Below are 22470 nucleotides of genomic sequence, written 5' to 3' on the forward strand. Positions count from 1 at the left end.
GCCAGAGGCTCAAGAAAGGCAAATCGCGATCGCCTTTATCAACTGGTTTAATCAGTGACGGATGAAACTAAGGTGATATGTTCGTTGTTTTGTCTAGCCTTGAGGGGAATGTTTTAGATTGTATGAATGGTAATAAGGTAAATGTTAATTTTAAAACGATAACAGTGAAAAAGAGCGAACGATCAGTAGGTGCGTATAAGTGCTATGTGCTGTAGCAAGATGAGGCCGGGTCAAGAATGTTGTATACAGTATACAAATGGGCAGGGGGTGTCAAGTGAAAAGATGGCCCCGCGGCAGAGGGCGGCGGGTACTGTTGGATTGAAAACAAACACCATTTTAGTAGGGTTTGGGGGATGGGTTTGGGAGCAGGGTCTCCACGGGGAAGATGTCCGACTCACGGGCCATTGCGCGGGCTTCTTGCTCTTCCTCCCCGGTGAAGTCCCTGGGGATGTTGAGGATCTGCCCGGGGTAGATCTGCCGCGGGTCCTTGATCTGGTCCCTGTTGGCCTTGTAGAGCAGGGGCCAAAGCAGGGCATCGGAGTAGACCTTCCCCTGGCCGGCGATGGTCCAGAGGGTCTCCCCTTCGCCAACGGTGTATCGGGTCGGCGGCGGGAGCGGCGCTGGGGCCGGTTTCGGTTTGGAAGGCGGGGGAGTCTGGGAGCTTTGGGATCGCCTGGCATGCTCCTCTTGCAGACGGAGTCGCTCCTCGGCCTTGCGGACCTCTTCCCGGCGCTGCTCCTCTTTGGCGATGCGCTGCTGCTCCTTCTCGGCGATCCGGCTCTTCTCCTCCCCGGCCTTGAGGGAGGCGTGGCGGGCCAGGGATTCGGCCCGGGGCAGCACCTGCCGGGCCTCGCAATAATCCCGGAGGCGGTAGCGATGCTCTCCCTCCCTCAGGGCCCGCTCGGCCGCCTGGTAGGGCAGGGGGGCCAGGAGAGGGGCTTCGGAGGCGTAGGCCCGGGCTACCGCCAGTCGGGCGGCCTGAAGCTCCTGGCGGGGCGGCGATGCGCACCCGCCGAGAAGCAGGGTCATGAACAGGATGCAGGTGAAAAGTTTTGCCATGGGTGACTTTGGGCGCCTTTCAGTTGGGCCCTATTTGGGTCGTGCCGTCACGCGGATGGACAATTCCTTCAACTGTTTTTCATCCACTTCGTTCGGCGCCTCGGACATGAGGCAGGTGGCCTTCTGGGTCTTCGGGAAGGCAATGACATCTCGGATCGAATCGCTGCCGGTCAGGATCATCACCAGTCGGTCCAGTCCGAAGGCGATTCCTCCGTGGGGCGGCGCGCCGTATTCGAGGGCGTCCAGAAGGAAGCCGAACTTCTCCCGGGCCTCTTCCGGCCCGATGCCCAGGAGGTCGAACATCCTGCTCTGCACCGCCTGGTCGTGGATACGGATGCTGCCACCGCCGATTTCCGACCCGTTGAGAACCAGGTCGTAGGCCTTCGCCCGGACCTTCCCGGGCTCGCCGTCGAGCAGGGCCATGTCATCGTCCATCGGTGCGGTGAAAGGGTGGTGGACGGCGACGTGGCGGCGGCTCTCGCCGTCCCACTCGAGAAGGGGAAAGTCGGTAATCCAGACGAAGCGGAACGCGTCCTTGTTAACAAGGCCGAGCTTGTGGCCGAGATGGCCGCGCAGGCGCCCGAGCGCTTCGTTTGTCACGGCATAGGTGTCGGCGACGAAGAGCAGGAGGTCGCCGGTTTCCGCCTCGAGGGTGCGGTCGATGGCTTGAAGCTCTTCCTCGCTGAAAAACTTGGCGATGGGCGACTGCCAGCCCTCTTCGGTCATCTTGACCCAGGCCAGGCCCTTGGCGCCGTAGATCTTGACGAACTCGGTGAGGTCGTCGAGGTCCTTGCGAGAGAGGGGGGCGCCGCCCTTGACGTTGATCGCTTTGACGATGCCGCCTTTTTTGACCACGTCGGCGAAGACCTTGAAGCCGGAGCCTTTGACCTGGTTGCTGACATCGACCAGTTAGAGCTCGAAGCGCAGGTCGGGGTTGTCCACGCCGAACCGGGCCAGGGCCTCGGCATAGGTCATCCGGGGCATGGGCAGCGGCACTTCGACGTTCAGGGCCCCCTGGAAAACACGGGAGATCATCCCCTCCATGATCGAGATGACGTCGTCCTGGTCGACAAAGCTCATTTCACAGTCGATCTGGGTGAACTCGGGCTGCCGGTCGGCGCGCAGGTCCTCGTCGCGGAAGCACTTGACGATCTGGCAGTAGCGGTCGAAGCCGGAGACCATGAGCAGCTGCTTGAACAACTGGGGCGACTGGGGCAGAGCGTAGAAGCTGCCCTGGTTGACCCGGCTGGGGACAAGGTAGTCGCGGGCCCCCTCGGGAGTGCTCTTGGTCAGCATGGGGGTTTCGATCTCGAGGAAACCGTGTTCGGCGAGGTAGGTGCGGGCGGTGTGGGCGACGTGGTGCCGCATGATCAGGTTCTTCTGGATGGCGGGCCGGCGCAGGTCGAGATAGCGGTGCTTCAGGCGCAGGTTTTCGGCCACGTCAGTGTACTCGTCGAGCATGAAGGGCGGGGTCTTGGCCGAGTTGAGGATGCGCAGCTCACGAACCTCGACTTCGATCTCGCCGGTCTTCATCTTGGGGTTGACCGTCCCCTCGGGGCGGGGCGAAACTGTTCCCTTGACCGCGAGTACGAACTCGTTGCGAACCGCCTCCGCCTTGGCGTGGGCCTCGGGGTCGCGGTCGGGGTCGAGGGCCAGCTGCACGATCGCGTCGCGATCCCGCAGGTCGATGAAGATAAGGCCCCCGTGGTCCCGGCGGCGTTGCACCCAGCCCATCAGGCAGACCTCTTTGCCGATATCCGCCGCAGTCACCTGGCCGCAATATTGGCTTCGTTTCCAGTCACCAAGCAAGTCGTTCAAGGGTATGTCCTCCAGAGGCTATATATGTCATTCAGTGGATGGTCAGACGACGCAGATGCAAAGAGGACACTATACAAATCCCCTCGTGACAACGTCAAGGACTATCCTGCCTCCCGATCGGCCGGCCGGCACTTTTCCATCATCAGTTCTTCGACCGCACCGAGGGGCACCTCTTCCTGGCTGCCGGCGTCCATGTCCTTTAATTGGCCCGCCTGCCGGGCGAGTTCCTCTTCGCCGAGGATGAGCACGAAGCGGGCCTTTTGTTTTCCGGCACGCCGCAACTGGGCTTTGAGGCTCTTGCCTTCGTAGTCCATCTCGGCGTGCAGACCCCGGCGATGCAGGGCAGACAGCAGGACGAACCCCCTGCGGCCGGCCTCTTGGCCGAGGGCGGCGATGAAGAGGTCGGGGCGGGGCGCCTCGATCGATTTCTCGCCGAGCATCAGCGCCAGGCGCTCCACCCCCATGGCGAAACCGATGCCCGGAAGGGATGGTCCGCCCAGATCCTCGATCAGCCCGTCGTAGCGTCCCCCGGCGGCAACGGCGTTCTGTGCCCCCAGGCTGTTTGTGACCATCTCGAAGGTGGTCTTGGTGTAATAGTCCAGACCCCGGGCCATGCGCGGGTTGACGGTGTAGGCGACGGCGATGTCGTCGAGGTGCCCCCGCACCCGGGAAAAGTGGTCCTCGCAGGAGGCGCAGAGGGAATCGAGAACCGACGGGGCGTTCTGGGTCGCTTCCTTGCAGCCCTGGGATTTGCAGTCGAGGGCCCTCAGGGGGTTTGTCTCGTAGCGGCGCTTGCAGTCTTCGCAGAGGGATGACAGCCGCTGCTGGAGATAGTCGACCAGGGCTTTCCGGTAGCCGGGGCGGCACTCCGGGCAGCCGAGGGAGTTGATCTGCAGTTCAATGTCCCGGATGCCCACCTCCTGGAAATAGTGAGAGAGCATGCTCAGCACCTGGGCGTCGATCTTGGGATCGTCCACCCCGAGCACCTCGGCTCCGATCTGGTGGAACTGGCGGTAACGTCCCTTCTGGGGGCGCTCGTAGCGGTACATCGGCCCCAGGTAGTAGAGCTTGTTGACCGAGTCCAGGGCGTACAGCTTGTTCTGGATAAAAGCCCTCATCACCGGGGCCGTCCCCTCGGGGCGCAGGGTCAGGGAGTTGCCGCTCTTGTCGTCGAAGGTGTACATCTCCTTTTCGACGATGTCCGTGGTCTCGCCGATGGAGCGGCAGAAAAGTTCGGTCTTCTCTACGGTCGGCACCCGGATCTCGGTGAAGCCGTAGGCCTGAAAAATGCGTCGCGCTTGGGTTTCCAGAAACTGCCAGGTTTCCACCTCGCCCGGCAGGATGTCGTTCATTCCCTTGATGCCTGTAATGTTCACGTACTTATCACCTCATACTGTTGATGCATGTTTTGGTTCATGCAAAAAATTATGCGACCCATGAAAGGGGTCGCCAAAGTCGTTGCCGCGGGGAAGGAAGGGCCCGGGCCCGTCGAAGGTCGGACCGGCCGGGCGCTTCCGTTGAGCGGTTCTATTCTGTGATCTCCCTGGCGCCACGGGTGACGTTGCGGACTTTCTTTCCGAAGTACATCGCCCGGTCGGCCAGGTCGATGATCGCTTCCTTGTCCTTGGCGTCCTCCGGGAAGGTGGCATAGCCGACGGTTGCGGTCAGCGAGTAGTTGACCTGGTTGGGGGCGCGGAAGGTGTGTCCCTCGATGGTTTTGCGGATTCTTTCGGCCACCAGCAAAGCCCCCTGCGAGTCGGTGCCGACCAGGAGCGCGGTGAATTCGTCCCCGCCGTACCGGAACAGAAGGTCGACATCGCGGACGCTTTTGCGCAGCAGCTTGGCAACCTCTCGCAGGGTGTTGCTGCCGACCAGGTGGCCGTGGGTGTCGTTGATGTTTTTGAAGTGGTCCAGGTCAATGAAGACAAGGGAGAAGGGAACGCCGTAGCGTTTGGCCCGGCGGATTTCCTGGTCCAGGGCCATTTCCAGGTACCGGTAGTTGTAGAGCCCGGTCAAATCGTCGGTGTACATGAGCTGCCGAGCCCCGTCGTAACGAAAGGCATTCTCGAAGGCGAGTGCGGCCTGCTGGGCGAGAAACTCAATGCTCTTCATGGGGAAGGGATCGGGAAACGCCCCGCCCGGGGCGTTGATCAGGACCAGGGCACCCTTGATGCTGTTCTGGCTCCTCAGGGGGAAAATGCAGAGGCGGTCGATTGCCTTCGGCCAGTGCCGGGTCGGATCCAGATCCTCCCCGTCGAGGAGGTGCGGGCCTTCCAGGTCCTTGAGGAAAGGCCGCAGGGTCCGGGCCAGGAGCATGGCCTGAGTCTCTTTGAGGCCGACGGTTCCCATCAGCCTCGATACTTTGCTGCGGTTCAGCAGGAATGCGAAGCCGCGGCCGCCTCCGAGTTCCTGGAGGAGAAGCTCGACGGCCACCGGGAGAAGCTTTTCGATTTCAAGCTGGGAGACGATGTGGGGTCCGCGTTCAAAGAGGCGAACCTGATCCTTGAGTTGGGAATTCTCGGTCTCCAGGCGCCGCTTGTCCAGGCAGAGATTCACCAGGTGGCGCAACTCGCCGGGATCGAATGGCTTTATCAGGTAGTCGCGGGCCCCGTTCTTGAGGGCTTGAATGGCCGACTCCACGGTAGCGTGCCCGGTCGCCAGGATCACTTCGGGGGGGGAGGGCAGGGCCCGGGCCTGGCGCAGGACATCAAGGCCATCGACCTCGGGCATGACCAGGTCGGCGAGGACCACGTCGACCCCTCCCAGCCGGAGTCGGTCGAGAGCATCAGCACCGGAGGCGACGGTTTCTACATGGTGACCATCGTCTTTCAGCTGGTCGGCGTAGAGGCGGCGAAAGAACAGCTCATCATCCACAACCAGTATGGTTGGTTTTTCCACTCCGACCTCCACCTCGTGAGAAGATTAAAACCTAGCAAGATCCCGTGGTTCTGTCAACGGAAAAGCCCCCTGACCCAGTGCTCGGCCTTCCAACCCTTCCCCTCTGTGGTGAACCTCAGGCTTCCGTCCTGGTCGGTTCGGTGAAGGGGGACTCTTCGTTGCCGCAGGTAATCGACCACCGTCCGGTGGGGCAGCCCATGGGGGTTGCCGGCGCCGACCGACACGAAGGCCAGATCGGGACTGAAACGTTTCACCAGGAGTTGGGGCGAGGAGCCGCGGCTGCCGTGGTGGGGAAGTTTGAGCAGAGTGACCGGTCCGGGCGGCGGCGCGCCCAGCAGCTGGGCGACCCCTTTCGTCTCCAGGTCGCCGGTCAGGAGTACGCCGTCCGCTCCCTTCCGGCAATACACGACCAGGGAGCGGTCGTTGAGATCCTTTCCGCTCTGCTCGGGGACGAAAATGGCGTTGGTCGTCAAGTCCGTTCGTTCCAGAGTGGTCCATCCCGGGGGCAGGCAGCGGGCGGGGATCTTACGATCGGCCAGCGCGTACTGCAGGGAAGGGTGGAGGTCCGAAACCGGAAGAGGCGACCAGAACTCCCCGACCGGAAAGTGCTCCAGAATATGAATAAAACCTTTGCGATGGTCGGGATGGTCGTGGGTGAGGACGACTGCCTTCAGGGCATGGATGCCGGAACGGCCCAGGGCTGGCGCCACGAGGCGCTGGCCCACGTCGAAGGTGTCGCTGTAGAGACCGCCGCCGTCCACCAGGTAATGGGTTTGGCCTCCATGGGAAAGCAGGAATGCGTCGCCCTGGCCGACGCCCAGGGCCGTGACTCGCAAGGCGTCGCTCTGGCCGCCCGGCCAGAGAAGGATCGCCGCCGCAAGGGACAGCATCCAACGAGCCGGCCAGCCCCGGGGACCCGGAGACGGCATGAGCAGGGCGCCGGTTAATAAGAGGAGGGCGGCTGTTTCGCCGGGGGAGGGATAGTGGACCCACCCGCCAAGGCCTGGAAGGTTTACGATTCGCTCGGCTGCGGCGAGGACGGCATCGATCGTCAAGGCGCAGCCCCGGAAGAGCGCCGCCGCTCCGTCGGGCCACCAGGGCAGGAGAAGGGCTCCTGCCAGGCCGATCGGAACGGCCGCGAAACCGACCGCCGGGACGGCCGCCAGATTTGAGAGCAGGCCCGCCGGAGCGGCCATGTGAAAGTGCCAGAGGACGATCGGGGCGGTGGCCACGGTGGCCGCCGCCGTGCTCATGAACAGAAGAAGCGGCGGGCGCAGGGGCGAAGGGAGGGGGGCGGTCCAAAGGCGCCAGCGGGGCAGGAGAGAGAGTATGCCCAGGACCCCGGCGAAGGAGAGCTGCCAGGCCGGCTCGAAGAGGGCCAGGGGGTCGAGAAGCAGGAATCCGAAGGCGGTCGCGGCGAGCATCTTCACGGGCGGGGTGCGGCGCGACCAGAGCAGCAGCAACGCACCTGCCAGGCCCATCAGAAAGGCCCGGCGGGTGGCGAGGGCTCCCCCGCTCAGGAGCAGGTAGGCCAGCAGGGCGGGGGCCAGGAGGGCGGGGAGAACCCGCCCGGGCGGCCACCGAAGCAGCAGGCCTGTCGATCGGCGGTACAGGGCCCGGGCCGTGACATAAAGGAGAAGGGCGATCAGGCCGAGATGCAGCCCCGATATGGCGAAGAGGTGGGAGAGACCGGCCCGGGCCAGCAGGTCCCTTTGGGCCGGGGATATGCCGCCCTTGTCGCCGAGGACCAGGGCCTTGACCAGCGGAGCCGTACCGGGGTTCACGCTTCGGGCGATGAAAGCGCCGATTTCGGAGCGTTGTCGCTCCAGTTTCAGGCCGAACCCTCCGTCAGGGGCCGGTCCGAGGGAGACGACCTCCTCGCCGGTGGGGACGAAGGCGGTTGCGAAGATGCCCTGGCGGGCGAGATGCCGGGGGAAATCGAATTCGCCGGGGGTGCCGAAAAGCCTTGGGGCCCGCAGGCGTGTGCGAAGCCGGACCACGTCGCCCGGGCTGGCATGCCGGGGGCCCGTGTCGACGTAGAGACGAATCCGGCCCCGGACCGGGGCGGCGATACCGTCGAAGATGACCCGGTCCGCCTCCAGGTCTGCGCTCCAGCGCTCCCCGGGCCGCTGGGAGATCCGGAGTACCCGGGCCTGGAGGGTCAGCTTCTCCGGGTTGATGAAGGCCCTTACGTGGCCCGTACCGGAAGGAGGGTCGAGGTGGAGGTGGTAAAGAGAGGCTCCCAGGGTCCAGAGGAGGGCCGAAAGGAGCAGAAGGGACAGGGGGCGTCTGCGCGCCAGGTACCAGGTGAGTGCCAACAGGGGGGGGACGAACCAGGGAGGCGGGGTCTGAAGATAGGGAGCGCAGGCCAGGCCGAGAGCCAGGGCGAGCAACAGGGCCGGAAGGCCCATGGTTCAGGGGAAGGCCGGGACGCATCCCGGCTTGCCGCCGAGGACCGGGGCCTGAAAGGGGTCATGAGGGGCTCCCCGGTACGCCCGGCAGGGGTATGTCTGGGCCATTGTCCGCCTCCCGGAAAAGCTGATTCCTGAGGCAGATTAGCACAAGCTAAGAAGCTTGCCAAGCCTTTGCCGGGTGAGCGCTGCACTGTTGGCGGTTTCTGCGCCCGGCCTCTTTGAGGGTGGGGGGACGGGCCCCGGGGCGGGTTCGCGGGGTCCGCTTCGAGCGTTTTTGTTCGGACGGAGGAAGCAGGCGACTGAGTCCTGCACCAAGAAAACCGACGAGCATGAAGAATTCGAACACGATCACCTCCCCTGTTGTGGTGAGGGAAGGATACGGGAGGGGTGCGACAGAATATGTCACAGGTGGGCCGGCAGTCCGGGCCGGGTCCGGATCAGCGAAGGGGCGGTCTCAGGCGTTGACGGCCTCATCCGCCATGAAGGTGTCTTCGAGCATGATTTCCAGTTCGGCGAGGAGGATCTCGTTGCTGGTGAGAATCTGGGCCTCGGAGCAGGCCCCCAGAATGATCTCCGGATCGTGGCACAGTCCCAGACCCATTTTGTGACAGGCCCGATTGGCAAGTCGCACGATGGTAAGCAGCACGTTATTGGTGTCGAACGCCTCGGCCTGATGGTTCTGGATCACGTCGGTGTAAATCTCGGGCATGTTCCAGTGGCTCATGAGCCGGGTCCCGTGCTCGATGTGGAGGTTGTCGAGAATCTCAGTGACAAGCGCGTCGGAAAGGGGCGTCGCCGGCTCGGTGGTCGCCACCTCCTCCAGGACCTTGAGCAGGAAAAGCTTGCCGATGTCGTGCATAAGGCCGCCGAGGAAAGCCTCGGCTTTGAGTTCCGCGGATCCTGTCTTCATGGCCAGCCACTGAGCAGCCTTGGCGCAGCCCAGGGCGTGGCGCCACAGCTCCTCCATGTAGCCCTGGATGAGGGGGATCTCGGAGCGGTAGGTCTTCTTCTGGGTTTCGAGCATCACCAGGTTGGCGGCCTCTCTGGTGCCGAGGCGGACCACTGCGTCGCGCAGGGTGACGGCCTTCTTGAGTCCGCTGTAAAAGCTCGAGTTGGCTTCCCGCAGCAGTCGGCTTGCCAGGGCCTGGTCTTCGGCGATGAGCCGGGTGGCCTGCTCGATGTCGAAGTCATCGCGGGCGACCATCTGCTGCAGTTCCAGGGCGACGCGATGAAAGATCGGCAGGTTCAGTTGTTCGGAGACCAGCCGCTCTTCGAAAATGTCCATCAGGGATTTGCTTTGAGTCATGTCTACATTCCTAACAGTCGCTTGATCTCGTTAAGGGGACGGGGCTCGTTGATCCGGGGCAGAAGGCGCAGCACGTCCTGCAGGGAGACCTGGCCCTCGGCGGCCTTGACCAGGCCGTCTTCAAACAGGCTGACCAGTCCGCTGGTCTCAATGCTGAGGCGGCGGATTTCCGAGGAGGGCTTTCTCTGCAGGACGGCATCCCTGACAGGCTCGTTGAGAATCAGCAGTTCGAAGGCCCCGATCCGCCCCCGGTTCCCGGTAAAGGCGCAGGCCGAACAGCCTTTGCCGATGCGGAAATTGCATCCCGCCAGGTCTTCCTGGCGATAGCCGATGCGGCGCAATTCGCTCATGGTCGGCTGGTAGGGCTCGGAGCACTGCGGGCAGACCTTGCGCAGCAGGCGCTGGGCCAGGACCCCGATGATCGTGGAGGCGATGAGGAAGGGCTGAATGTCCATGTTCATCAGGCGCAGAAGGGCCCCGATGGAGTCTTCGGTGTGGAAGGTTGTCAGCACCTTGTGGCCGGTGAGTGCGGCCTGAATGGCCGTCTCCGCCGAAAAGGCGTCGCGCACCTCGCCCAGGACGATGATGTCAGGGTCCTGGCGCACGATGTGGCGCAGGGTCTCTTCGAAGGTCAGCCCGATTTTCGGATTGATGGAGCACTGAGAGATGCCGTCCACCTGGTATTCGACCGGATCCTCGGCGGTGACGATGCTGGTCTCGGGGTCGTTCAGGTAGTTGACGCTGCCGTAGAGGGTGGTGGTCTTTCCCGAACCGGTGGGGCCGGTGATGATGAGGATGCCGCTGGGAAAGTCGAGGGTCCTCTCCTGGTAGCGCTCCATGGTCTTGGGGGGCATGCCGAGATCGTCCAGGCTCAGCAGGGTCTCCTTCTGGCGCAACAGGCGCAGGACGATCTTCTCGCCGTGGATGGTGACGTAGAAGGAGGCACGCAGGTCGAGAGGCTCGCCCGTGATCGGGCTCTCGTACAGGAACCGGCCGTCCTGGTGGCGCCTTTTCTCGGCGATGTCGGCTTTTGCCAGAACCTTGAGCCGGGTGCTGATGGGAGAGCACAGGTCGCGGTTGAGATCCTTGTAGTGGACCAGCACCCCGTCGCGCCGGAATCGGATGCGCAGCCGGTCACGCATCGGCTCGACGTGGATGTCGCTGATGCCCTCTCGCAGGGCCGCCTCGACCAGGGTGTTGATGATGCAGATGACGGTGCTTTCGTCATAGGCCGCTTCGGCCGAGCGCAGGCTGCCGCGCTGGAGCAGGTCGATGGTCTCCCGGATCGCCTTGCGGGTTGAAATGGCCGGCTTGATGCGCGGCCCGAAGACCTGCAGGGCGGTCTCCCGCTCCTTTCGGTCAAGGGGGTCGGCAAAGACCACGATGACCTCTTTGCCGTCTTCGCGGATGGGGAGGAAGTCCTGCTCCTTGAGCCACTTTGGGGACACCTTGGCGATCAGCTTGCGGTCTATTTCAGCCAGGCTCGGCTGCAGGACCGGCATCCCCAACTGGTAGCTGAGGATCTGGCAGAGCTTCTCCTCCTCGATGAAGTGCTTCTCCACCAGGATGTCACCGAGCTTTTTCCCCTCTTCCTGATCGCGCTGCATGGAGAGGGCCGCAGACAGGTCGCTCTCCCGGAGATGTCCCAGTTCCACCAGGAGGTCTCCGATGCGGAGCTGGATGCGGTTTTTTCGCAGGGCCTGCTGGAGCTGATCGTTGGTCGTGTAGCCGAGCCCCATGAGAATGTGGACCAGGGGCTTGGCGACGGCCATTTTGGATTGCACCCTGCGGGCATATTGGAGTTGCTCATCGCTGAGCATGCCCTCCCGCTGGAGCAGTTCGGCGATGACGCCGCCGGGATGCTTTTTGGAGGGGGGAGCTTTAGGGGCAGAGGCAGTCTCGGGGGGGGAGACGTCCTTTGGCGCTGTGTTCGATTCGACCATCGGTATCGGGGCCCTTCCGAATGGAATAACATTTATGGAGGTGCATTCCCGGAGTGTCCACGGATGCCCTGAACTCTTCTTCGGACGGAGGGTGGTTTTTCTTTAGGGAAAAAGAAGGACAGTCTAAAATAGTGCTATGGCGGGAGGGGGGGGACGGCCCTTCAACACCTTCGGGTTGACGGTCCGGGAGGCCGACTAGGGCGTTGACAAGGGGCGGGTAAAACTGTATACAGTATGCAAATTTGATTTCCGGAGTTCTGGTATACCGGATACCATAAAGGTGCGGCATGGGCGTCAGACGCCTCTGCCGCAAAATTTTCCTGGAGGAGAGAAAATGATCGAAGCCTATCTGAGACACGAAGAGGAGCGCAACGCCCAGGGCATCCCGGCGCTGCCGCTGAATCCCGAGCAGACCGCCGACCTTTGCGAACTGCTTCAGAGCCCCCCCGCCGGCAAGGAAGAGTTCCTGATGAACCTCTTCACCGAGCGGGTCAGCCCCGGCGTCGACCCCGCCGCCGAGGTCAAGGCCGCGTTCCTGGCCGAGGTTCTGAAGGGGACCAAGAGCACCCCCCTGTTCGACAAGAAAAAAGCGGTGCAGATCCTCGGCACCATGATCGGCGGCTACAACGTGCAGCCCCTGATCGCCGCCCTCTCCGACGCCGAACTGGCCGACGAGGCCGCCTGCGCCCTCTCCGGCCTGACCTACGTCTACGACGCCGCCGCGCAGGTGCTCGAGCTGGCAAAGAGCAACGCCGCCGCCAAGAAAGTCGCCGAGAGCTGGGCCGCCGCCGAGTGGTTCACCAGCAAGCCCGAGATGCCCGAGACGATCACCGTCAAGGTCTTCAAGGTCGAAGGCGAGATCAACACCGACGACTTCTCCCCGGCCGGCGACGCCTGGAGCCGCCCCGACATCCCGCTGCACGCCCTGGCCATGGGCAAGACCCGCTTCCCCGGCGGCATCGAGGAGATCGCCAAGTGGCGCGCCGAAGGTCACCAGGTTGCCTTCGTCGGCGACGTGGTCGGCACCGGCTCCTCCCGCAAGTCGGCCTGCAACAGCGTCCTCTGGTACATCGGCGACGACATCCCCGCCGTTCCCAACAAGCGCCGCGGCGGCGTGATCATCGGCAGCGTCATCGCCCCGATCTTCTTCAACACCGCCCAGGACTCCGGCGCTCTGCCCCTGCGCATGGACGTCACCAAGATGAACATGGGCGACGTGATCACCATCAACACCGCCAAGGGCGAGGTGACCAACGCGGCCGGCGAAGTCGTCTCGACCTTCGACATCAAGCCGAACACCGTCCCCGACGAGTTCCAGGCCGGCGGCCGTATCCCCCTGATCATCGGCCGCTCCCTCACCACCGAGGCCTGCACGTCCCTCGGCAAGGGTGAGCCCGAGATCTTCGCCACCCCGGACAACCCCACCCCCAAGGCGGGTCAGGGTTACACCCAGGCTCAGAAGATGGTCGGCCGCGCCTGCGGCGTCGAAGGCGTTCTCCCCGGCACCGCCTGCGAGCCGAAGATGACCACCGTCNGACCACCGTCGGCTCCCAGGACACCACCGGCCCCATGACCGCCGACGAGATCAAGGAGCTGGCCTGCCTGCGCTTCAAGTCGCCGATGTTCATGCAGTCCTTCTGCCACACCGCGGCCTACCCCAAGCCGGCTGACGTGAAGATGCACGCCAACCTGCCCAAGTTCATCGCCGATCGCGCCGGCGTGCCCCTGCGTCCCGGCGACGGCGTCATCCACAGCTGGCTGAACCGCCTGCTCGTGCCCGACACCGTCGGCACCGGCGGCGACAGCCACACCCGCTTCCCCATCGGCATCAGCTTCCCCGCCGGCTCCGGCCTCGTGGCTTTCGGCGGCGCCCTCGGCTTCATGCCCCTCGACATGCCCGAGTCGGTGCTGGTCCGCTTCAAGGGCGAGCTCAACGAAGGGATCACCCTGCGTGACGCCGTCAACGCCATCCCCTACTGGGCCATCAAGCAGGGCCTGCTGACCGTTCCGAAGAAGAACAAGGTCAACATCTTCAACGGCCGCATCCTGGAGATGGAAGGGCTTCCCGACCTCTCCGTCGAGCAGGCCTTCGAGCTGACCGACGCCGCCGCCGAGCGCTCCGCCGCCGCAGGCTGCATCAAGCTCAGCGAAGAGAGCGTCTGCACCTACCTGCGCTCCAACGTCGCCCTGATGAAGAAGATGATCGAAGAGGGCTACCAGGATCCCCAGACCCTGCAGAACCGCATCGACGCCGTCAACGAGTGGCTGAAAGATCCCAAGCTGCTCGAGGCCGACGCCAACGCCGAGTACGCCGCGGTCATCGAGATCGACCTGGCCGAGATCACCGAGCCGATCCTCGCCTGCCCCAACGATCCCGACGACGTCAAGCTCCTCAGCGACGTGCAGGGAACCCCGATCCAGGACATCTTCCTCGGCTCCTGCATGACCAACATCGGTCACTTCCGCGCCGCCGCCGAGATCTGGCGCGGCCAGAAGTTCAACCCGGCCGTCCGCACCTGGATCTGCCCCCCGACCCGCATGGACCAGGTCAAGCTCAAGGAAGAGGCCCTCTTCTCGGTCTACAGCGCCATGGGCGCCCGCATCGAGATGGCCGGCTGCTCCCTCTGCATGGGCAACCAGGCCCGCGTGCCCGACGCGGTGAACATGTTCTCCACCTCGACCCGTAACTTCGACGACCGCATCGGCAACGGCGCCAAGGTCTACCTCGGCTCCGCCGAGCTCGGCGCGGTGACCAGCAACATGGGCAAGCTCCCCACCCCGGCCGAGTACCTCGCCGTGTACAAGGAGAAGGTCGCGCCGAAGAAGGACGAGATCTACCAGTACCTGCAGTTCGACGAGATGGACGGCTACAAGTAGGACGGATTGCAGTGGAATGAAAATACATGGCCGCTTCTTCGGAAGCGGCCTTTTTTTTCAACCACCCTGCCCGAGAGGACGTTTGCCCTTTGAGGCGGGACGGTTAGTATTGAGAATGTTTCAGGGAGAAACGCATGACCATCCACGAGCCGATGACCCTTGCCACCGATCTCCTTCTCGCCGCGCTGGTTCTCTGGTTCGCCGCACGCCTCTTCCGGGAGGCCCGCGATGGCGGGCAGCGCTCCGTCCTTCTGTGGGGCGCGGCCTTCGTCGCCTCGGCGCTGGCCGCCGCCGCCGGAGGAGTCGTGCACGGCTTCACCGATCAGCTGGGGCCTCTGCAGGGAGGGCTCTGGAAGGTCACCGTCTATTCGGTGGGGCTGGCGAGCCTGCTCCTCGTCAGCGCCTCCTCCTATGCGGCGGCGCGCGGGGCGGGGCGGGCGCTGCTGATCGCCCTGGCTCTTGCCAAGTTCGTCTTTTACGCGGTCTGGATGGCCGGGCACGACGCCTTTCGCTACGTCATTTACGACTACGCCCCGGCGCTCCTCCTGGTGCTGATCCTGATGGGGTGGGGGGCGGCGCGCAGGAGTGTGCCGGGGGCGCTGTGGGTGGTCGGCGGGATCCTGGTTTCATTCGGCGCGGCCGCCATCCAGATGAAAGGGCCGGACCTGCATCTGCATTTCAACCACAACGACCTGTACCACGTGGTGCAGATGGGCGGCTTCTGGCTTTGGTACCGGGGAGGCCTGCTGCTTCGGGATCGGTAAAACCGGGGGGGGGCGGATGCGTTTGCCGCCGAGCGTAAACAATCAGGGAGGTGAGCCATGGCAGTGCAGTCGGCGTTGGGCGGGGGCGGTTGGGGTGCGCTGCTGGAGTCCTTCGGGTTGATCTTTGCGGCAGTCGCGGCGGGGTGGGTCCTATACTACTTTCTCTTCCGGGTTCTCGGGCGCTTCGCGGCCCGCTCCGACACCGCCCTCGACAACACCCTGGTGCGGCGCTGGCAGGGTCCGGCCAGCCTGCTGCTGCCCCTGCTCGGGATTCTCCTCGTCGCCCCCGCCCTGAGACTGCCCCCCGGTTTCCTCGGTATTTTCCGCAATCTCTTCAGCATCGCCCTGATCGGGGGCATCGCCTGGCTGCTGGCCGGGACCGTCTTCGCCCTGCGGGACCTGGTGCTGATCCGTTTCGACATGAAGGTCCGGGACAACCTCAAGGCCCGGGCGGTGCACACCCAGGTCAACGTGCTGGTCAAGGTCGCCCTGGTGGTCATTTTCATCGTCGCCGGCGCGTCGATGCTGATGACCTTCGAGAAGGTGCGCCAGGTCGGTTTCAGCATCCTCGCCTCTGCGGGAATCGCCGGGATCATCGTCGGCTTCGCCGCCCAGCGCAGCATCGCCACCCTGCTGGCGGGCATCCAGATCGCCGCGACCCAGCCGATCCGGCTCGACGACGTGGTCATCGTCGAGGGGGAGTGGGGGCGCATCGAGGAGATCACCCTCACCTACGTCGTGGTGCGTGTCTGGGACCTGCGCCGCCTGGTCCTGCCCATCACCTATTTCCTCGAAAAACCCTTCCAGAACTGGACCCGGGTCTCGGCCGACATCCTCGGGACGGTCTTTCTCTACACCGATTACACCGTCCCGGTCGATGCCGTCCGGGAGGAGCTTCGCCGGATAGTCGAGGAGTCCGACGCCTGGGACGGCAAGGTCTGCGGGCTGCAGGTGACGAACGCCTCCGAGCGCTCCATGGAGCTGCGCTGCCTGGTGAGCGCGGTCGACGCCTCGCTGGCCTGGGACCTGCGCTGCGAGGTTCGGGAGAAGATGCTCGCCTTTTTGCAGCGGGAGTACCCGGAGAGCCTGCCCCGGGTGCGTGCGGAGCTGGCGGGAGCGGAGCCCATGCAGTCCCCGGCCTGAGGACGGCATTTGGTTCTGTCGCCACGGGCGGAAACGTGCTAGGCTTCCAATGAATCCAAGCTCTATCCTGTTCGAGGCCGTCCATGTCCAAAAAGCCCCTCTCCACACGATTCGCACCCGCCGAACGCGCGCCCGAGGCCTTGCTGAAGCGGCAGAGCGACCACTTCTCTCAGGACACCATCACCGCGCAACTCCTCGATTCCGTGCCGAACATCCTGATGGTTCTCAATGCCCAGCGGCAGGTCGTTTTCGCCAATCGGCACCTGCTGAAACTGGTCGGTATGGATGAGGAGGCCCTGGTGCTCGGACTGCGCCCCGGCGAGGTGCTCGGCTGCGAGCTTGTCGAGGAGGCGGTGGACGGCTGCGGCACCGGCGAGGGGTGCCGGACCTGCGGCGCGGTGCTGGCTATCCTGGCCAGCCTGGAAGGCGAGGGCCAGGTTCGGGAGTGCAGCATCCTTCGCACTTCGGGCCTGAAGACCGAGGCGCTCAGCCTTCTCGTCTCGGCGACACCCCTCGAGTTCGGCGGCGAGCGCTTCACCATCTTCGCCGCAAGCGACATCAGCCAGCAGAAGCGTCGGCAGGCTCTGGAACGGATTTTTTATCATGACGTTCTCAACGTGGTGGGGAGCATTCGGGGGTTTGCCGAAATCCTGCGTGATTATGAACCCGAGGATCGGCAGGAGATTTATGGCCTGATCCACGCGGCCGCCCAGCAGACCATCGGTGAGATCGAGGGGCAGCGGGTGCTCTCGGCCGTCGAGAGCCGGGACCTGGAGGTGCGGCCGGAGCCTCTGGAGGCCGGGCGCTTTCTCCAACAGATCGTAGATATCTATCGCAGGCACGATGCGGCAAAAGGGAGGCAACTGGTCCTGGAGGCGGGGGGGGAAGAGGTCGTGCTGCACAGCGACCCGACCCTGCTGGGACGGGTCCTCGGCAACATGCTCAAGAACGCCCTCGAGGCAAGCGGGGAGGGCGAGACGGTGCGGGCCGGCTGGTCGGAGGAGGGGGACGGAGTCAGCTTCCGGGTGGCCAATCCAGGCGTCATCCCCATGGCAGACCAGGTCCAGATTTTTCGGCGCAACTTCTCCACAAAGGGGCGGGATCGCGGCCTTGGGACCTACGGCATGCGGCTGCTGAGCGAGTACCTCGGGGGAAAGGTCTCCTTCTCCAGCTCAGCCTCGGGGGGGACAACCTTCGTCGCCTCCTTTCCACGAAGTTTCCAGCCGGCGAAGGATTCTAGCGCGTCAAAAGAAGAACCGTAACGACCAGGATGATTGCCAGCGCGGCCAGGGCCAGCTTGACGGTGCCGCTCCCGCCCCGGGCCGGTGCGGGTTCCTGCTCCAGCTTTCCGACGACCGGGTAGCGCTCCACCACCGACCGCACGTGAGGGGCTTTCCACAGGGCTTCGCTCAGGTCGCAGCCGGCCCGGTGCTCCCCCTGGTGGCTTCCCGCCTGCCACAGGGGGCTGTCGGTGAAGTCGTAGACCTTGCCGTTGACCGCTACATAGGCTTTGCGCCCATCCCTGCCGTCGTGCCGGGCCAGTTCTTTGAGGGTCATTCGTCCCCTGTCTTTTGTCCGTCCCGCCTTTGGTGGAGCCGGAGCACGGGATGGTCGTTTTAGTTAAAGTTTTTGCCGGAAATATCCGATTAAGTGACAATACTAGCAGTCTCGACGCCCGGCGCAAGCCAATGGCCCTTCGGCCCGGTTCGTCGGCGTTTAAAATCGAGGAGGATGTATCTATGAAAAAGGTGCTGATCGTTGACGACAGCATCACCGTCGCCCGCCAGCTGGAAAAGATCGTTAGCAGCACGGGGGAGTTCGAGGTGATCGCCCAGGCCCGCAACGGGGCCGAGGCTCTCAAGCTACACCGCAGTGAAAAACCTGACATTATCTGCATGGACATGAACATGCCGGTGATGTGCGGCCTGACCGCGTTGCGTACCATGGTCGCCGTGGACAAGGAGGTCAAGGTGATCATGGTGACCTCCCTCGGCGGGGTCGGCGACAAGTTCACCGAGGCTCTCAAATTCGGAGCGCGCAACGTCGTCTCCAAGCCTTTTGACAAGGACGTAGTTCTGGAGGCTCTGCGCGCCGCCTAGCCCGTTGCCGGCACGGAGCGCTGTATCGATTTATTCAGGGGAGGGACAATGGCAGTCAAGTTTTTCGGGCAGTTCCTGGTCGAGCGGGGAACCGTCGGCAGGGAGCAGATCCTGCAGGCCATCGAACTGCAGGAGAAGACCAATCTGCGCTTCGGAGAGATGGCCCTTTCGATGAAGCTGATGACCGATTCCGACGTGGAGCGGGTCCATCTGGCTCAGCGCAGCGAGGACCTGCGTTTCGGCGACATGGCGGTCAAGCTGGGAATCATCACTCCGGAGCAGCTCCAGCAGGTGCTGACCCGGCAGAAGAACAGCCATCTTTACATCGGCGAGGCGCTGGTCAAGATCGGCGCTCTGGCGCGGCACGACCTGATCCGCTACCTGGACGAGTTCCGCAAGGACCAGGCGCCCTTCCTGGAGCGGCGGACCATCGTCCCAGAGGGGCTGGCGAACGCCGAAACTTGGGCCATGGTGGCCGACCTGACCTACAAGATGCTGACCCGGGTCGTCAACCTCGAGCACCGCCCCGGCCCGTGTTCGGTGACCTCGTCGCTTCAGTCCCACGGGGTGGTGGTCGCCATGGACTTCACCGGGGCGCTGCAGGCCCGCTACCTCCTTTCGATCTCCTCCGGGGTCCAGGCCCAGATCGCTCGGGCCATTCTGCAGGAGGCGGACGTTTCGGCAGAGCCGCAGGAGGTGCTCGACGACACGGTGATGGAGTTCGTCAACATCGTCTGCGGCAACGCCGTGGCCAAGGCCGCCCAGATGGGTTTTCAGATGGATATCCGGCCTCCCGAGCTGATCGAGGCAAAGGGCGGACCCGTCACCGCCAAACCCGGCCAGTCCGGGCTGCTCTTCCATATCCATGTGGCCGAAGGGGAGCGGGCCGAAATGGCTCTCTTCATTCGCGGCTAGACAGAGGCGGGAAATCACAGACGACAAAGCGGGGCCCCACAGCGGGCCCCGCTTTTTTATTGGTGCGGCCCGGCAGCGGGGCCGGCCAAGGGAGTCTAGTCCCCGGGCCGGAACTCCGCGGCCACTTCGGAGAGGGGTTTGCGGTCGTTGGGGCTCTCCATCTCCCGCAGGTCTTTGGGGAGGGTCGTCGGGTCGGCTCTCCGGCCCACCGCGACGGCGGCCATGATCTCGTAATCCTGCTCGGCCACGCCGAGGACCTGGAAGGCCTTCGGCACAGAGAACCCGGCCATGGCGTGGGCGTAAAGGCCGAGGCGCCGGGCCTGGATGGCCAGCGACATCCAGGCCGCCCCCGCGTCGAAGGGGGCGTGCCGGTTCGGCTTGCCTCCCCGGGCGAAGGTGCGCCGGGCGAGGATGAACATCAGCAGCGGCGCCTGCAGGGCCCACTGCCGGTTCTTCTCCACAAGGGCCTCGCCGAGGTGCGCCCGGCCCTCCGCCGAGGTGGCGTAGACGAAGTGCCAGGGCTGTTCGTTGTAGCAGGATGGCGCCCAGCGGGCCGCCTCGAACAGCATGCGCAACTGTTCTTCGGGGATCGGGGCGGGGCTCAGGGCCCGGGGCGACCACCGATCGGGGAAGATGCTGTCCACCTCGGACTCGGTTCTGCGGGTGTTCTGAATAGGGGCGCTCATGCGATCTCTCCGAACTGCGGGCTGTCGGGCCACCGAAGCGCCAAGGGGTGAGACAGGATTGCCGGGGCGCACCGGTGCGGGGGTTCGTCACCCTGTTTCTTAATTACCTCATGAACGGAGAGGTGTCCAACAAAAAAATCAAAGGCGTTCTGGGGGAAGAATCAGGGCAGGCAGGGGACCGGAAAGGAAGACTGCGGGATGGCCTGAAGGGTCGCTTGTGCGGGCAGGAGGGACGAGAGGGGGGGGCTTGTCAGCTCTGAGTCGTCGATGGCTTCTCGTCGAAGGTCTTCATGTCTTGGGGTTTGTACAGGGAAAAGATGTCGTTCAGGGTCTCGATGATAATCTCATAAATGGCCAGGAATATCACCGCCAGCGACGGCAGGATGCAGAGGTATCCCACAACCAGGATCGTTTTCGACTCGGACAGGGCGCCAATGAAACTGAGCACGATGCCGCAGCCGAGCGAGAACATGAATCGTTTTTCCGTGTCCATTTTCAAACCGTTATTCCCGAATTTTCTATGGGGTGCGGGATTTCCGGGGCCGGCGGCCTTCTTTCCGCGTAACGGGAGACGGACTTTCTCCCCCAACCGGCTGTATGAAGCGCAGTTTAAACCCCTTCGCCTCCCCGGTCAATGGCAATTAGCTTTCATGAAACTGGCTCGTCTGCCAGGACGGCTTTCCGCCACTTGCGAACAGAATTGATCAGCCAGATCTGTTCGCACTCGCGAAGCATCTCCACGGTCACTGTTTCCTCCCGGAGCGTACCCTTTCTCAGCAACCAGCACCGGTAGGTGCCCGGAAGGAGGCCGCTGTCGACCGGCGGGGTCAGCAATCGTCACCGGTATCTCACCACGAGGTTGAAGTTGCACCCCTCGGTGACCTCCCCCCGAGTGTTCCAGAGCAAGACCTCGTCCTCCTCGGGGCGTGCGGTCCGGGCCGCTTCGTAGAGTTGCCGACGGGTGGTCTTGTGGTACAGGAGGGGCTCGTTCGGATCGACCGGTTCGGCAGCGAGGGCGAGGCGCAGCGGATGCTTTTCGGCGGGTTCCAGGGGGGCGTGCTCTATCGTGAGGCCGCCGCGCCGTTCGGTCCGCAGGCGCACTTTGTGAGGGACGGGGGGGAGGGCTTCGGCCGTTTTCCGAAGCCGGGCAGAGGCCTCCCCCGGGTCGAAGGGGAAGCCGAAGTAAAGGGCCGAATCTGCAAGCCTCTTCATATGTTCGTTCAGAAGGAAGAACCCCTTCGCCGGGTCCCAGAGGAGGGTTTCGAGCAGTTCGAAATCGACCGGTTTGCCGCCGAGCAGGCGGGCCTTGACCAGGCACTCGGCATACTCCCCGGCGCTGTCGGAGCTCCAGGTGACGCCCCCCCCGACGCCGAACTCGGCCTGTTTCGCGGCGCGGTCGACGAGGACGGTGCGGATCGCGACGTTGAACTGGGCCCGGCGGCCCGGGGCGAAGTAGCCGAGGGTGCCGGTATAGGCCTGGCGGGGAAAGCGCTCGAGCTCGGCGATGATCTCCATGGTGCGGGCCTTGGGCGCCCCGGTGATGGAGGCGCAGGGAAAGAGGGCGGCCATGATCTCGCAGAGGGAAGCGTCGCTGCGGGCGGTGACGGTGGAGGTCAGTTGCCACACCGTCGGGTAGCGTTCGGCGCGGAACAGTTCGGGGACGACCACGCTGCCGGTCGCGGCGACCCGGCCCAGGTCGTTGCGCAGCATGTCGACGATCATCAGGTTTTCGGCCCGGTCCTTGGCCGAGGCGAGGAGGCGCTCGCGGACCTGCTCGTCCTCGGTCGGGGTGCGGCCGCGGGGGGCGGTCCCCTTCATCGGCCGGCAGGTCATCTCCCGGCCTTCGAGGCGGAAGAAGAGCTCCGGCGAGGCGGAGCAGACGGCGAAGGGCCCTGTGTCCAGGAAGGCGGCGTAGGGAGCCTGTGCAGAGAGGGCCAAGTGCCAGAAGAGGGCCTCGGCCTCTCCGCGGAAGGGGGCCCTCAGAGGGAAGGTGAAGTTGACCTGGTAGGTGTCGCCGTCGGCGATGAGCTGACGGATGCGGGCTATGGCCCGGTCGTAGGCGGGACGGTCCAGAGCCGGGCTCCAGGAAAGCTGTTCCCGGAGTTGCGGGGTGCTCGGCGGGGACACCTCCTCGGGCGGATCGAAGAGCCCGAACCAGAGCAGGGGCGCCGGACCGGCGGGGCGGACCCGCAGGGCACGGTCGAAGGCCGGGGCGGCCTCGTAGGCCAGAAACCCGGCGGCCCATAGACCCTCTTCGTCAACGGCGGCCTCGACCCTGCGCAGGGCCGGAAGGACATCTACGGTGCGCTCTGCGACAAGAATCTGGCGGGGCCGGGAGAAACGCAGCCACTTCCCGGTGGCGGCATCTCGGATAATGGCGGTGTGCTGCATGGGCTCCAGGGGCGAAAGGCCGGCAAGGGGTTCGCGGGATTCTAGTCCGGTTCCAGGTGGCCGTCAACAGATCCGGCATCCTTAACAAGTTTTTCCGGTTGAACGGGAGCGGCTTTGACGCTAGACTCGGAATAATTTAATTTGGCTGGCCTCAACG

14 protein-coding genes and 4 pseudogenes are annotated in these 22470 nt (G+C 64.1%); 7 read left to right on the forward strand and 11 right to left on the reverse strand.

What is annotated here, in order from left to right:
• Window positions 1–336: 336 nt before the first annotated feature.
• From C0617_RS03100 to C0617_RS03130, 7 genes and pseudogenes are all read right to left on the reverse strand, one after another.
• Entirely contained in the window at window positions 337–1059 is a 723-nt protein-coding gene (locus tag C0617_RS03100) for a LysM peptidoglycan-binding domain-containing protein (protein ID WP_291315559.1), read from the reverse strand.
• Window positions 1060–1089: 30 nt separating this feature from the next.
• Window positions 1090–2877 (reverse strand): annotated as a pseudogene (gene aspS, locus C0617_RS03105) (aspartate--tRNA ligase).
• A 101-nt stretch (window positions 2878–2978) separates the two neighbouring features.
• Window positions 2979–4229 carry a histidine--tRNA ligase gene (gene hisS / locus C0617_RS03110; protein ID WP_365888875.1) on the reverse strand — a complete coding sequence of 417 codons (1251 nt, stop codon included), beginning with the start codon at window positions 4227–4229 and terminating at the stop codon, window positions 2979–2981.
• A 175-nt stretch (window positions 4230–4404) separates the two neighbouring features.
• Window positions 4405–5775 (reverse strand): diguanylate cyclase, encoded by a 1371-nt coding sequence (locus tag C0617_RS03115; RefSeq protein ID WP_291315561.1) that lies wholly within the window; start codon window positions 5773–5775, stop codon window positions 4405–4407.
• A gap of 53 nt (window positions 5776–5828) precedes the next feature.
• Window positions 5829–8186: a DNA internalization-related competence protein ComEC/Rec2 gene (locus tag C0617_RS03120; RefSeq protein WP_291315562.1), complete on the reverse strand. Its 2358-nt coding sequence runs from the start codon at window positions 8184–8186 to the stop codon at window positions 5829–5831.
• Window positions 8187–8643: 457 nt separating this feature from the next.
• Window positions 8644–9495 (reverse strand): HDOD domain-containing protein, encoded by an 852-nt coding sequence (locus C0617_RS03125; protein WP_291315563.1) that lies wholly within the window; start codon window positions 9493–9495, stop codon window positions 8644–8646.
• Window positions 9496–9497: 2 nt separating this feature from the next.
• Window positions 9498–11438, reverse strand: a complete 1941-nt coding sequence (locus tag C0617_RS03130; protein WP_291315564.1) for a type II/IV secretion system protein — start codon at window positions 11436–11438, stop codon at window positions 9498–9500.
• A gap of 334 nt (window positions 11439–11772) precedes the next feature.
• Here C0617_RS03130 and C0617_RS03135 point away from each other — a divergent pair.
• From C0617_RS03135 to C0617_RS03155, 5 genes and pseudogenes are all read left to right on the forward strand, one after another.
• Window positions 11773–12972 (forward strand): annotated as a pseudogene (locus C0617_RS03135) (aconitate hydratase B); the annotation flags it as partial.
• Between the two features lies 1 nt (window position 12973).
• Window positions 12974–14315 (forward strand): annotated as a pseudogene (locus tag C0617_RS03140) (bifunctional aconitate hydratase 2/2-methylisocitrate dehydratase); the annotation flags it as partial.
• A gap of 134 nt (window positions 14316–14449) precedes the next feature.
• Entirely contained in the window at window positions 14450–15079 is a 630-nt protein-coding gene (locus C0617_RS03145; RefSeq protein WP_291315565.1) for a hypothetical protein, read from the forward strand.
• Window positions 15080–15136: 57 nt separating this feature from the next.
• A complete protein-coding gene (locus C0617_RS03150; protein WP_291315566.1) occupies window positions 15137–16222 on the forward strand; it encodes a mechanosensitive ion channel domain-containing protein in 1086 nt (361 codons plus the stop codon).
• Window positions 16223–16305: 83 nt separating this feature from the next.
• Window positions 16306–17484 carry a PAS domain-containing sensor histidine kinase gene (locus tag C0617_RS03155; RefSeq protein WP_291315567.1) on the forward strand — a complete coding sequence of 393 codons (1179 nt, stop codon included), beginning with the start codon at window positions 16306–16308 and terminating at the stop codon, window positions 17482–17484.
• Here C0617_RS03155 and C0617_RS03160 read toward each other — a convergent pair.
• On the reverse strand, window positions 17459–17779 hold the full coding sequence (locus C0617_RS03160) for a cytochrome b5 domain-containing protein (protein WP_291315568.1): 321 nt from the start codon (window positions 17777–17779) through the stop codon (window positions 17459–17461). The two genes, C0617_RS03155 and C0617_RS03160, sit on opposite strands and share 26 nt — an antisense overlap.
• Window positions 17780–17961: 182 nt before the next feature.
• Here C0617_RS03160 and C0617_RS03165 point away from each other — a divergent pair, with 182 nt between their 5' ends.
• On the forward strand, window positions 17962–18321 hold the full coding sequence (locus C0617_RS03165) for a response regulator (RefSeq protein ID WP_291315569.1): 360 nt from the start codon (window positions 17962–17964) through the stop codon (window positions 18319–18321).
• A 48-nt stretch (window positions 18322–18369) separates the two neighbouring features.
• Window positions 18370–19236 (forward strand): chemotaxis protein CheX, encoded by an 867-nt coding sequence (locus C0617_RS03170; RefSeq protein ID WP_291315570.1) that lies wholly within the window; start codon window positions 18370–18372, stop codon window positions 19234–19236.
• Window positions 19237–19331: 95 nt separating this feature from the next.
• Here the strand turns inward: C0617_RS03170 and C0617_RS03175 are convergent, their stop codons facing one another.
• From C0617_RS03175 to pabB, 3 genes and pseudogenes are all read right to left on the reverse strand, one after another.
• A complete protein-coding gene (locus C0617_RS03175; RefSeq protein WP_291315571.1) occupies window positions 19332–19922 on the reverse strand; it encodes a nitroreductase family protein in 591 nt (196 codons plus the stop codon).
• 250 nt (window positions 19923–20172) lie between these two features.
• Window positions 20173–20394, reverse strand: coding sequence for a hypothetical protein (locus C0617_RS03180; protein ID WP_291315572.1), 222 nt, complete (start codon window positions 20392–20394; stop codon window positions 20173–20175).
• 176 nt (window positions 20395–20570) lie between these two features.
• A pseudogene (gene pabB / locus C0617_RS03185) lies at window positions 20571–22313 on the reverse strand (aminodeoxychorismate synthase component I).
• Window positions 22314–22470 lie beyond the last annotated feature (157 nt).

The sequence above is a fragment of the Desulfuromonas sp. genome, assembly GCF_002868845.1.
Classification (GTDB): Bacteria; Desulfobacterota; Desulfuromonadia; order Desulfuromonadales; family BM501; genus BM501.